Genomic DNA, 12,167 nt, shown 5'->3' on the forward strand with positions numbered 1-12,167 from the left:
GATTCAGTCCCCGCGCCGCCCGCGACGCCCGGGTCCGCGGATTCCTGCAGTTCTTCCGGCCCGCGTGCGGCCTCTGGACTGAATCCCGCACCGCCGACTCTGAACACCGAAGCCCGGCGGGCGTGGGCGGTGGCGGCATCCGTCCCCGATCCCGAGGTGCCGGTGCTCACGATCGAGGACCTCGGCGTGCTGCGCGACGTCGCGGTCGAGGGCGGTCGCGTGACCGTCACCATCACGCCGACCTATTCGGGATGCCCGGCGATGGACGCCATCCGCGACGACGTCGTGCTCGCGCTGACCGCTGCCGGCTTCGACCAGGTCGACGTGCGCCTCGTGCTGGCGCCCGCCTGGACCACGGACTGGATGACGGATGCCGGCAAGCGCAAGCTCGTCGACTACGGCATCGCCCCGCCCACCGGCCGGGCGGCGGTGCGCGGCCCGATCCCGGTGCCGCTGTCGGTGCGGTGCCCGCAGTGCGGATCCCTCGACACCCGCGAGGTCGCCCGATTCGGGTCGACCTCCTGCAAGGCGCTCTACGAGTGCCGCGCGTGCCTCGAGCCCTTCGACCACTTCAAGGCGCACTGATGCGCCGCGGCGACTCCCGGCATGCGGCGGGACCCGAGGACGCCGAGCGCGAGCGCATCGCCGAGACCCTGCTGACGACCGCCGTGGGCGGGCCACGCGGGGCGAAGCACCGCGCGCGGTTCCACACCCTCCGGGTCGCCGCCGTGCGGCCGTTGACGGATGCCTCGGTCGAGGTGACCTTCGCCATCCCCGAGGAGGCGCGCGGCGACTTCGACTACCTCGCCGGGCAGCACGTGGCGCTGCGCAAGGTGATCGACGGCCACGAGCTGCGCCGGTCGTACTCGCTGTGCCGGGCCGCGGACTCCGGGGGTGGGGGAGACGGCCCTCGCACCATCAGCGTCGCCATCAAGCGCGACTCGGGCGGGCGGTTCTCGACGTGGGCGCAGACGGAGCTGCGCGTCGGGGACCGGATCGACGTCATGAGCCCGCAGGGCACCTTCACCTCGAAGCTGGCGGACCTCGACGACGCGCACGTGGCGGGGATCGCCGCCGGCTCGGGCATCACGCCGCTGATGGCGCTGGCCGCGACGGTCCTCGCGCGCTCCGCCACGTCGCGGTTCACGCTCGTGTACACCAACCGGTCGAGCCTGGATGTCATGTTCCTCGACGAGCTGTCCGACCTCAAGGACCGCTACCCCACGCGTCTGGCGCTTCACCACGTGCTCTCGCGCGAGCAGCGCACGGCGCCGCTGCTGTCGGGACGCATCGACGAGCCGCGCCTGCGGCGCATACTCGGCGAGCTGGTGCTGCCCGACACCGTCGACGAATGGTTCCTGTGCGGTCCGTTCGAGCTCGTGCAGCTGTGCCGCGACACCCTCGCCGACATCGGCGTCGACCCGGCGCACGTGCGCTACGAGCTCTTCACGACCGGCGAGGGGGAGCGTGCCGAGCCGTCCGCCGGGCGTCCGGTCGCCGTGGCCGCCGACGAGCCGGTGCGGCGCATCGAGTTCACGCTCGACGGCCAGTCCCAGTCCGTCGACAGCCCCGTCGCTGCCCGGGAGTCGATCCTCAACGCCGCGCTGCGGGTGCGGCCGGACGTGCCGTTCGCGTGCGCGGGGGGTGTGTGCGGCACGTGCCGCGCGCGGCTTGTCGAAGGCTCCGTCACCATGACCGAGAACTACGCCCTCGAGCCCGATGAGCTCGAGCGCGGCTACGTGCTCACCTGCCAATCACACCCGACGACCGATACCGTCGTCGTCGACTACGACGTCTGAGGAGGAACGCATGATCGAACTGTCCATCACCGGCGATGTCGCCGAAGTCGTCCTCAACGCGCCGGAGAAGCTCAACGCGCTCTCCCTGCGGGCGCTGGGAGAGATGGATGCCGCGTACCGCAGCGCCGAGGAGGCCGGCGTCCGTGCTCTCGTCCTGCGCAGCGAGGGGCGCGCGTTCTGCGCGGGCCGCGACATCGCCGGCGTCGACCCGGTCACCGACGACGTGCCGCAGTACCTCGCCGGTGTGGAGACCCTCATGCGGCGCATCGCCGCCTTCCCGGCGCCCACCTTCGCCGCCGTCCACGGCGCATGCCTCGGGGTGGGGCTCGGCCTCGCGATCGCGACCGACGTCGTCTACGTCGCCGACGACGCCAAGATCGGCTCACCGTTCGCGAGCCTCGGCGCCATGCTCGACTCCGGCGGCCACGCCCTCCTGTACGAGCGGCTCGGCGCGCACCGTGCCCTCGACCTCATCTACACCGGCGAGCTGATGACCGGGGCGGAAGCGGTCGCGGCGGGGCTGTTCAGCCGGGCGATGCCGGTCGAGGAGGTGTTCGACTTCACCCTGCAGCGCGCCACGGTGGCCGCCACCGGCCCTACGGCGGCTTTCGTGGCCTCCAAGCGCCTGATCGCGCGTCTGCGCGGAGAGCGACTGTGGGATGCCGTGGCCGAAGAGGCACGCAGCCAGGAGGCGCTGCGCACCACCGCCGACTACCGCGAGGGCTTCGCCGCCTTCCAGCAGAAGCGCAAGCCGGACTTCACCGGCGAGTGACGCGTCCCCGGCCGGGTCACGAGTTCACGCGGATGATCTCCTGCTGATACGGCGCGACGACCGCGCCCGAGATGCGGCAGTCGAGCACGAGGAAGGGACGGGATGCCGCGGGCTCGGCCGTCCAGGTCGCGAGCCGGTCCAGGTCCTCGAGGCGACGCACGACGACGCCCTCCGCGCCCACGCCGGACGCGAGCGCGGCGAAGTCGACCTCGGGGATGAGCATCGGCTCCTTCGCGAGGCCCTTCAGCCCGTACAGGTTCACCTCGGCGCCGTAGGCGGCGTCGTTCCAGACGACCGCGAGCCCGCGACCGCCCGCCACCCGCACGGCACTCTCGAGGTCGGCGAGCGCCATGAGCCCGCCGCCGTCGCCGGTGGTCAGCACGACCGTCGCCGACGGCTTCGCCAGCGCGGCGCCCGGCACCGAGGGCCAGCCGAGGCCGATGGACTGGAACGCCGTGCCGACCATGCTCATGCGGTCGGGGGAGGCGACCGGCCAGTACATGTTCGCCCAGCCGATGAAGTGGCCGCCGTCCGAGACGACCACCCGGTCTTCGGGGAGGAGCGCTCCGATGCGGGCGGCCACGGCGCGGGGGTCCAGGCGCCCGTCGGGGGCGACGCGCTCGCCGGGCTCGTAGGCCCGCAGCGCCGCCACGTCGATCGACTCGCGCCAGCCGCTCGAAGCCGCGCCGCGCGCGCGAAGACCCTCGGCGACGGCACGCGCCACGACGGCGGCATCCCCACGAACGAACCCGCCGACGTGCGGGTGGGTGGCCGCCGCGGTGACATCGACCTGGAACACCCGGGTCCCCGGGGCGAACAGGTCCCCGAAGCGCATCGTGAACTGGTTGAGGGACGCCCCGAACGCGACGGCCACATCGGCCGAACGCACCAGCTCCATGGCGCCCTCGGCGCCGAAGCCGCCGGTGACGCCCAGGTCGAACTCGCTTCGCGGGAAGACGCCGCGGCCCAGCGCGGTGGAGGCCGTCACGGCGCCGACCGCGTCGGCGATGTCGCCGAGCGCGGAACCGGCGCCCGAGATCCAGGCGCCGCGGCCGGCGAGCAGGAACGGGCGCTGCGCCGTGGCGAGCGCCCCGACGAGCCCGTCGACCGCGCCCTCGGCGAACGGCCCGGTGGGCACGAGCGGCCCGGGCAGCCGCGGCTCCGGCGCCTCCGGCACCGGCCCGGCGTCGCGCGCGGCCACGTCGTACGGGATCGCCAGCACCGTCGGCACCCGGTAGGTGAGCGCGTGCTCGATCGCGATGACGGTCGTGGCCGCGGCATCCGCGCGCCCCACGGTGTAGGTGCGGGCGCCCACCGCCGACGCGAGCGCGATCTGGTCGACGTCCCACGGCCGCGGACCCGAGGTCGGCTCGTCGCCGACGACGAGCACGAGCGGCACGTGCGCCTGCACCGCCTCGGCCAGGGCGGTGAGCGTGTTGGTGAAGCCGGCGCCGTAGGTGGCGGTCGCGGCGGCGAGACGTCCGGAGGCGCGGTGGTACGCGTCCGCGGCGACGACGCCGCCCGCCTCGTGCCGCACGGCGGTGAAGTGCACGTCGGTCGAGCTCTCGAGCGCGTCGAGGAAGTAGGCGTTGCCGTTGCCCATCACGCCGAAGACGTGGTCGATGTGCCGGGCCAGGGTGAGGGCGACGTGGGCGGAGACGGAGGTGGTCGCAGAGACCGCGGGCATGGCGGAGCCTTTCGAGACGGAACGGATGTCGAGGCCGTATGTGTCTCGCGCGTGCGCGCTGCGTGCCCATTTTTCGAGCACCGGCGGGACGTTCCCTCCGGACGTCACGAGTATAGGACGTCCGCCAAGATGGAGGGATGAAGACGATCCAGCTGCGCCGGTACACGCTCGTCGAGGGGGAGTACGACGCGTTCGTCTCCTGGTGGGGCACGTGGATGCCGAAGGTGCGGCCGGCCGCCGGCTTCACCATCGAATTCGCCTACGGTCTGCCCGAGACGAACGAGTTCGTGTGGGCGGTCAGCGCGCCGGGCGACGAGGACGCCTTCCTGTCCCTCGAGAAGGACTACATGGCGTCGGAGCCGCGCGCCGAGGCGTTCGCCGGTGTTCCGCAGCGCGTCGCCGAGTACAACATCCGCTTCGTCACGGAGTTCCCGACGACTGCCTGAGCGGACGACTCAGCCCCCGAGTGCCTCGCGGATCGCCGCGGCAGACACCGCCAGGCGCGCGGCGATCTCGGCGTCGCCGTGCGCGCTGGCCACGAACACCACCGCGATCGCCGCGGGACCGCGGCCGCGCACGCGGAGCGGAACGGCCACCGCCCGCAGGCTCGGGATGACCTCGTCGTGGCTTGTCGCGTAGCCGCGGGTGGCGGCATCCCGGATCTCGTGCGCCAGCTGCTCGCCGACGTCGGCCGGCCAGGAAGTCTCGGGCATCAGCGACAGGATCGCCTTGCCGGGGGCCCCGCGCGTGACCGGATGTCTCGTCCCCGGACGCTGGGCGACCGGGTTCACCGCATGACGCGGCTCGACGCTGGACAGCGTCACGCACTCGTCGTGGTCGAGCACCGCGAGGAAGCACGTCACGCCCAGGTCCCCGGCGACCGCAGTGAGCTCGGGGAGGGCCTCCGCCTGCAGGTCGTGGGCGACGCCGGCGGCGAGGGCGGCCATGCGCGCGCCGAGCTCGACCCGGCCCGCCGAGTCGCGCTCTGTGAGCCCGTGATCCTCGAGGGTGCGCAGCAGCCGGTAGGCGACCGAGCGGTGCACGTCGAGGCGGCGCGCGATCTCGTCGATCGTGAGGGGGCCGCGCGCGTCGGCGAGGACTTCGAGGATCCGGATGCCGCGACTGAGCGTCTGCGACGCCGGCGCGGCGGTGGCGGGCGAAGGGGGCATCTCTGGTCTCGCGCTCTTGCCGCGACGCGGCGGGTCGTATACGATCTGTTCAATAGTAGAACGGTGTGTTCGAATATAGAACACACCCCTCCGGCCCACAAGCCCTCGACACCGTCGTCCGAGGAGGACACGATGCAGTTCCACCACCACGGCTACGTCTCGGGCGATCCCCGCGTGCAGGACGCCGCCGGCACCGGCATCGACCGACCGGCCGAGCTCCCCGACGAGATGGACGTGCTCATCGTCGGCTCCGGCCCGGCCGGCATGCTCCTGGCTGCCCAGATGTCCCAGTTCCCCGGCGTCACCACCCGCATCGTCGAGCGGCGCGACGGGCGCCTCGTGCTCGGGCAGGCGGACGGCATCCAGCCACGGAGCGTCGAGACCTTCCAGGCCTTCGGCTTCGCCGAGGCGATCATCGCCGAGGCGTACAACATCGCCTACATGAACTTCTGGGGCCCCGACCCCGAGAACCCGCGCAACATCGTCCGCACCGCGCGCACCGAGGACTACGCCTTCAAGATCAGCGAGTTCCCGCACCTGATCGTGAACCAGGCGCGCGTGCTGGACTACTTCGCCGACGCCGCCGCGAAGGGCCCGGGGCGCATCGTGCCCGACTACGGGATCGAGTTCGTCGGCCTCACCGTGCACCCCGGGGGCGATCACCCCGTCGAGGTGCGGCTGCGTCACGTCGCGGGACCCCGCGCCGGAGAGGAGCGCACCGTGCGCGCCAAGTACGTCGTCGGCTCCGACGGCGCCCGCAGCGGCGTGCGCGAGGCCATCGGCCGCAAGCACGTCGGGCAGTTCGCGGCGCACGCCTGGGGCGTCATGGACGTCCTGGTCAACACCGACTTCCCCGACTGGCGCACCAAGTGCGCGATCAACTCGACCGCCGGCAACATCCTCCACATCCCCCGCGAGGGCGGCTACCTCAGCCGCATGTACATCGACCTCGGCGAGGTGGCCGCCGACGACGACCACCGGGTGCGCCGGACGCCGATCGAAGAGATCATCCGCCGCGCCAACGAGATCCTCCACCCCTACGCGATCGACGTGAAGCAGGTCGCGTGGCACAGCGTGTACGAGGTCGGCCATCGCGTCACCGACAAGTTCGACGACGTCGACGTCGACCAGGGCCACGCCCCGCGGGTGTTCCTCACCGGAGACGCGTGCCACACCCACAGCGCCAAGGCCGGCCAGGGCATGAACGTCTCGATGCAGGACGGCTTCAACCTCGGCTGGAAGCTGGGGCACGTCCTCACGGGGCTCAGTCCCGCGTCGCTGCTCGAGACGTACTCGGCGGAGCGTCAGCCGGTCGCGCAGCAGCTCATCGACTTCGACCGGGAGTGGTCCACGCTGATGGCGCGAAAGCCCGAGGAGATCTCCGACCCCCAGGAGCTCGCGAACTACTACCTCGGCACCGCCGAGTTCCCGTCCGGGTTCATGACCCAGTACGGCCCGTCGATGATCGTGACGGATGCCTCCCACCAGGGCCTGGCCGAGGGCTTCCCGCTGGGCAAGCGCTTCAAGTCCGTCGAGGTGGTCCGGGTGTGCGACGGCAACCCGGTGCACCTGGGCCACCACGCCAAGGCCGACGGACGCTGGCGGATCTACGCCTTCGCCGACGCACAGCCGGCGGGCGAGGCATCCGCTCTGTCGGAGTGGGCGACGTTCATGGCCTCTCCCGGATCCCCGGTCGCCCGCTTCACCCCGGAGGCGGCGGACGCCGACGCGGTGTTCGACGTGAAGGTGATCTACCAGCAGGCGCACGAGGACGTCGACGTCACCCGCGTGCCCGAGCTCTTCCTGCCGAAGACCGGACCGCTGGGCCTCACCGACTGGGAGAAGGTCTACGCCGCCGCGCCGAGCGCGTGGACGACTGCCGACATCTTCGCCGAGCGCGGGCTCTCGCGCGACGGCGTGGTCGTCGTGGTGCGGCCCGACCAGTACGTCGCGGGCATCTTCCCGCTCACGGCGACCGACGAGCTGACTTCATTCCTGGAGGGTGCGTTCCTGTCGCAGCGCGAACCCGCGGTCGTGCCGGGCTGAGGGTCTCCGCGGCGGCGAAACCATCGCCTCCGGTGTACATCGCGTATATCGGCCGCTCCGGCGGCGGCGGGTCACAATGACCCGTAGACATCGAATCAGCGGGTGCCGCGAGCGGCGGCATCCGAAACCGACGAGGGAGTCCCCGTGACCACGACGACCACCGAAACCCGTGAGTCCGAGCTGCTGGCGGCCGTGCCCGACGGTCTGTTCATCGGCGGCCAGTGGCGTGCGGCGACCGGCGGCAAGACGCTGAAGGTCTACGACCCCTCCAACGGCGAGGTCGTCAAGGAGATCGCGAGCGCGTCACCCGAGGACGGCAAGGCGGCCCTGGACGCCGCGGTCGACGCCTTCCCGGCGTGGGCGGCGACGCCTGCGCGCGAGCGCGCCGAGATCCTGCGGCGCGCGTTCGACCTGCTGCAGGAGCGCAAGGAGGAGTTCGCGCTGCTCATGACGGTCGAGATGGGCAAGCCGCTGGCCGAGGCGCGCGGCGAGGTGGCCTACGGCGGCGAGTTCCTGCGCTGGTTCAGCGAGGAGACCGTCCGCGTGCAGGGCCGGTACGGCGCTAACCCGGAGGGCACCGGCCGCATGATCGTGTCGCAGCACCCGGTCGGCCCGTGCTTCCTCATCACGCCGTGGAACTTCCCGCTGGCCATGGCGACGCGCAAGATCGCGCCGGCGCTGGCCGCAGGGTGCACCGTGGTCATCAAGCCCGCCGAGCTGACCCCCCTGACCACCCTGTACTTCGCGAAGCTGCTCGAGGACGCCGGCGTTCCCGCCGGCGTGGTCAACGTGTTCACCACCTCGACCTCCGGTGCGGTGTCGGAGCCGATCATCCGCGACCCGCGGCTGCGGAAGCTGTCGTTCACCGGCTCGACGCAGGTCGGCCAGCGCCTGCTGGAGCAGGCGGCGCAGGGCGTGCTGCGCACGTCGATGGAACTCGGCGGCAACGCCCCGTTCGTGGTGTTCGACGACGCCGACCTCGACAAGGCGGTCGACGGTGCGATGCTCGCCAAGTTCCGCAACATCGGCCAGGCCTGCACGGCCGCCAACCGCTTCATCGTGCACCGCTCGGTCGCCGACGAGTTCGCCCGCCGGGTCACCGAGCGGGTGAAGGGCTTCACCGTCGGACGCGGGACCGAGGAGGGCGTCACCATCGGACCGCTCATCGACGACCGCGCCGTGGCGAAGGCGTCGCAGCTCGTGCAGGACGCCGTCCAGCGCGGAGCGAAGGTCGCCACCGGCGGCAAGGAGGTCGAGGGCCCCGGCACCTTCTACGAGCCCACCGTCGTCACCGACGTGCAGCCCGGCTCCGACATCCTCCGCGAGGAGATCTTCGGACCGGTGCTCGCGATCATCCCCTTCGACACCGAGGACGACGCGGTGCGCATCGCCAACGACACGGAGTACGGCCTCGTCTCGTACGTCTTCACCGAGAGCCTCGCCCGCGGCCAGCGCATGATCGAGCGCCTCGAGACCGGCATGATGGGCCTGAACGTGGGCGTCGTCTCCAACGCCGCCGCCCCGTTCGGCGGCTGGAAGATGTCGGGCCTGGGGCGCGAGGGCGGCGCCGAGGGCATCCACGAGTACCTGCAGACCAAGTACACGCTGACCCCGAATCCCTTCTGACGCGCAGCCGCAGGACATAATGGGGCGCATGTCCTCCTCCGTCGAACGTCGCTCGAATCCGACGGCCTGGGCCGCGTTCTGGATCGCGCTGGCCGGCCTCGTCCTCATGCCCATCCCGCTGTTCATCGGCCTGATCCTCGGCGGCGGCCTCTCGATCGTCGCCGCGGTGCTCGCCGTGATCGGGCTCTTCAAGGGCCTCGCGCGCAACGGCAAGGGGATCGCCCCGGTGGTGTTCGCCGCGATCTTCATCGCGCTGACGTGGGGCGGCATCTCGCTCGGCGGCGGCACGATCTGGTAGGTCCCCGGACGTCGGCATCGCCATCGCCCTCGGAGTGAGCGGATGAGACCCCTTCGGTACGCGATCAACGTCACCCTCGACGGCTGCTGCCACCACGAGGCCGGCCTCGCGCCCGACGAGGAGTCGATGCGCTACTGGACCGACGCCCTCGCCGCCGCCGATGCGCTGCTGTACGGGCGGGTGACCTACGAGATGATGGCGTCGGCGTGGCGCCGGCCGGCGACGGGCGCATGGCCCGACTGGATGCAGGAGTGGGACATCCCGTTCGCCGAGACCATCGACCGCGCCGAGAAGCACGTCGTCTCCGCCACGCTGGACCGCGTCGACTGGAACGCCGAGCTGCTGCAGGGCGACCTGGAACAGGGCGTTCAGCGATTGAAGCAGGAGCCCGGCCGGGGTCTGCTGGTGGGCGGCGTGACGCTCCCCGCCGCCCTGGCCGATCTCGGTCTGATCGACGAGTACGTCCTCGTCGTGCACCCGATCGTCGCCGGGCACGGACCGAGGCTGCTCGAAGGGCTCCGCGAGCGCGTCCCGCTCGAGCTGATCGAGCGCCACGACTTCCGGTCGGGGGCGGTCGCCGTGCGGTACCGTCCCGTGACCTCAGCCCGCTGACTTCACCCGTCGACTGCGACGTCGGGCTCCCATCGCAGCAGATCGCCGGGCTGGCACTCCAGCGCCTCGCAGAGCGCATCGAGCGTGGTGAACCGGACGGCTTTGGCTCTGCCGTTCTTGAGCACCGCGAGATTGGCCGGGGTGATGCCGACCCGCTCCGCCAGGGTGCCGACCGACATCTTGCGCCGGGCGAGCATCACATCCACATCGATGACGATGGGCACGTCACACCACCTCGTCCAGCTCGGAGCGCAGGGTCGCCGCCTCGGCGTCCCGGTCGATGGCCTGGCGCAGGAGGCTCTTCATCACGACCACCAGCAGAGCCATCCCCGCCAGGACGAGGGCGGCTCCGCAGATCAGCCCCACGATGCCGGGCGCGACCCCGCCGGGGGCGAGCAGCACGGCGATGGCGAACGTGATGACGGCCGCCGCCGAGATCGACCAGACGATGACGTCGACGTAGCGGAAGGACGACTCGGCGAACACCGATCCCTTGCGCACCCTCGTCAGCAGCTGCCAGACGCACACCGCGAAGACCTGCATCGTGAGCACGCCGAGAGCGAGGAGCGTGACGAAGGTGATCCGCGAGACCGGGGGAGCGCCCTGGAGGTCGGTCCACACCGCCGGGATGATGAACGCCTGCACGACGAGCGATCCGGCCAGCGCCAGAGCGATCACGACCTGCAGGACCAGAGTGGTCGATCGAGCCATGGCGGCTCCTCCTGTCATCGAAGAACAGCAGAAATCTATCGTTTATCGAGAGATAGCGCAATCAAGCGGAGTGCATTACGCCTCTCCGAGGCGCCCGTCCACCCCTTTCCTGCGTCGACGTCCGCACGTCAAGGTGGAGTGGTGCAGTTCACGGACGAGATCGGCGCCTGGGTGGCGCAGCAGCGGTGGTACGCAGGCAAGGGGCACGAGCCCAGGTTCCGGCTCCTCGACGCCCGTCCCGTGACCGGCGCCACGCGCTATCTGCTCATGGACGACGCGGGAACCGTCCCGGCGCTCTACCACGTGCCCCTCGCCCGGGTCTCTGAGCCCATCGAGCCGGCGGAGGCTGTCGTCAGCGGGGGAGAGGGCGGATGCCTCGTGGACGCGGCGCGGCATCCTGAGTTCGCCGTCGGCCTCCTGGCGCAGATGGGCGTCGACGTCAGCCGCGTGACCGGGTCGCGCGTGCTCACAGGGGAGCAGTCGAACACGTCGATCGTCTTCGAGGAGGACGGCGAGCCGACGATCATCCTCAAGCTCTTCCGCACGCTGCACCACGGCGAGAACCCCGACGTCACCGTGCAGCGCGTGCTGAGCGGCCAATGCTCACCGTACGTTCCGCGCTTCTACGGCAGCGTCGATGCCGAGTGGCCGGATGTCGGCCGCGAGTCGGGCGCCGCGCACGGGACGCTCGGCTTCGCGCAGGAGTTCCTCCCGGGTGTGCAGGACGGGTGGGCGGTCGCGCTCGACGCCGCGCGCGAGGGCCGCGACTTCACCGCGGCGGCGCGCGACCTCGGCACGGCGGTCGCCGGTGTCCACGGCGATCTCGGAGCAGCGCTCGAGACGGCCGATGCCGGACCCGATGAGGTCGCGTCCACCGCCACCGCCTGGCGCCGGCGACTGGGGATCGCGGCGGCCGAGGTGCCCGCCGTCGCCGACCGGCTGCCCGCCATCGACGCCGTCTACCGCGCGGCGCTCGAGCGGGCGTGGCCGCGCCTGCAGCGCATCCACGGCGACCTGCACCTCGGGCAGGTCCTCGCGGTCCGCGACGGCGGCTGGCGCATCGTCGACTTCGAGGGCGAGCCGCTGCGTCCCATGAAGGAACGGGCGATCCCCGATCTGCCGCCGCGCGACGTCGCCGGCATGCTGCGGTCGTTCGACTACGCCGGGGCGGTGGCGGCCGGACCGGACGCGAGAGAGTGGGCGGCGGCCTGCCAGGCCGCGTTCGTCGACGCCTACGCGGGCGCCCACGGCGCGGTCGGGCTCGACCCCGTGCTGCTGAAGGCGCTCGTGCTCGACAAGGCGGTGTACGAGTCGATCTACGAGGCACGCAACCGGCCGGCCTGGCTGCCGGTGCCGCTCGCGGGGATCGACGCCGCCCTCGCGTGACCGCCCGCCCGGCGGGGTACGCCAGCAGTGCGCGTCGCACGGGGGAGGCATCCGTCATCGG

General features: G+C 71.8%; 13 protein-coding genes. 9 read left to right on the top strand and 4 right to left on the bottom strand.

The genetic code is table 11. The features are described 5' to 3' along the window. Positions 1-78 precede the first annotated feature (78 nt). From paaD to IR212_RS04045, 3 genes are all read left to right on the top strand, one after another. Entirely contained in the window at positions 79-585 is a 507-nt protein-coding gene (paaD, locus tag IR212_RS04035) for a 1,2-phenylacetyl-CoA epoxidase subunit PaaD (protein WP_194398512.1), read from the top strand. A 71-nt stretch (positions 586-656) separates the two neighbouring features. After that, positions 657-1,799, top strand: coding sequence for a 1,2-phenylacetyl-CoA epoxidase subunit PaaE (gene paaE / locus IR212_RS04040; protein WP_420488632.1), 1,143 nt, complete (start codon positions 657-659; stop codon positions 1,797-1,799). A 10-nt stretch (positions 1,800-1,809) separates the two neighbouring features. After that, the gene (locus tag IR212_RS04045) at positions 1,810-2,571 is read left to right on the top strand and encodes an enoyl-CoA hydratase/isomerase family protein (RefSeq protein WP_194397705.1); all 762 of its coding nucleotides are present in this window, start codon (positions 1,810-1,812) and stop codon (positions 2,569-2,571) included. A gap of 16 nt (positions 2,572-2,587) precedes the next feature. On the opposite strand, the gene IR212_RS04050 is transcribed toward IR212_RS04045, so the two are convergent. Next, positions 2,588-4,258: a thiamine pyrophosphate-binding protein gene (locus tag IR212_RS04050; RefSeq protein WP_194397706.1), complete on the bottom strand. Its 1,671-nt coding sequence runs from the start codon at positions 4,256-4,258 to the stop codon at positions 2,588-2,590. A 137-nt stretch (positions 4,259-4,395) separates the two neighbouring features. Between IR212_RS04050 and IR212_RS04055 the strand changes: the two genes are divergently transcribed. Continuing rightward, positions 4,396-4,704, top strand: coding sequence for a hypothetical protein (locus IR212_RS04055; protein ID WP_194397707.1), 309 nt, complete (start codon positions 4,396-4,398; stop codon positions 4,702-4,704). Positions 4,705-4,713: 9 nt separating this feature from the next. Here the strand turns inward: IR212_RS04055 and IR212_RS04060 are convergent, their stop codons facing one another. Beyond that, positions 4,714-5,427, bottom strand: a complete 714-nt coding sequence (locus IR212_RS04060) for an IclR family transcriptional regulator (protein ID WP_194397708.1) — start codon at positions 5,425-5,427, stop codon at positions 4,714-4,716. Positions 5,428-5,559: 132 nt separating this feature from the next. Here IR212_RS04060 and IR212_RS04065 point away from each other — a divergent pair, with 132 nt between their 5' ends. From IR212_RS04065 to IR212_RS04080, 4 genes are all read left to right on the top strand, one after another. Beyond that, positions 5,560-7,473, top strand: coding sequence for an FAD-binding monooxygenase (locus IR212_RS04065; RefSeq protein ID WP_194397709.1), 1,914 nt, complete (start codon positions 5,560-5,562; stop codon positions 7,471-7,473). A 144-nt stretch (positions 7,474-7,617) separates the two neighbouring features. Beyond that, positions 7,618-9,099, top strand: a complete 1,482-nt coding sequence (locus IR212_RS04070) for an NAD-dependent succinate-semialdehyde dehydrogenase (protein ID WP_194397710.1) — start codon at positions 7,618-7,620, stop codon at positions 9,097-9,099. A 28-nt stretch (positions 9,100-9,127) separates the two neighbouring features. Beyond that, a complete protein-coding gene (locus IR212_RS04075; RefSeq protein ID WP_194397711.1) occupies positions 9,128-9,397 on the top strand; it encodes a hypothetical protein in 270 nt (89 codons plus the stop codon). 42 nt (positions 9,398-9,439) lie between these two features. Next, positions 9,440-10,009, top strand: coding sequence for a dihydrofolate reductase family protein (locus IR212_RS04080; RefSeq protein WP_194397712.1), 570 nt, complete (start codon positions 9,440-9,442; stop codon positions 10,007-10,009). A gap of 2 nt (positions 10,010-10,011) precedes the next feature. Here IR212_RS04080 and IR212_RS04085 read toward each other — a convergent pair whose 3' ends face one another. Together IR212_RS04085 and IR212_RS04090 are read right to left on the bottom strand one after the other, a co-directional pair. Further along, positions 10,012-10,233 (bottom strand): helix-turn-helix domain-containing protein, encoded by a 222-nt coding sequence (locus IR212_RS04085; RefSeq protein WP_194397713.1) that lies wholly within the window; start codon positions 10,231-10,233, stop codon positions 10,012-10,014. A gap of 1 nt (position 10,234) precedes the next feature. Continuing rightward, positions 10,235-10,720, bottom strand: coding sequence for a DUF2975 domain-containing protein (locus IR212_RS04090; RefSeq protein WP_194397714.1), 486 nt, complete (start codon positions 10,718-10,720; stop codon positions 10,235-10,237). Positions 10,721-10,861: 141 nt separating this feature from the next. Here IR212_RS04090 and IR212_RS04095 point away from each other — a divergent pair, with 141 nt between their 5' ends. After that, positions 10,862-12,106 carry a maltokinase N-terminal cap-like domain-containing protein gene (locus IR212_RS04095; RefSeq protein WP_194397715.1) on the top strand — a complete coding sequence of 415 codons (1,245 nt, stop codon included), beginning with the start codon at positions 10,862-10,864 and terminating at the stop codon, positions 12,104-12,106. The last annotated feature ends 61 nt before the right edge of the window (positions 12,107-12,167 follow it).

The sequence above is a fragment of the Microbacterium atlanticum genome, from assembly GCF_015277815.1.
In the GTDB taxonomy this organism is placed as follows: domain Bacteria; phylum Actinomycetota; class Actinomycetes; order Actinomycetales; family Microbacteriaceae; genus Microbacterium; species Microbacterium atlanticum.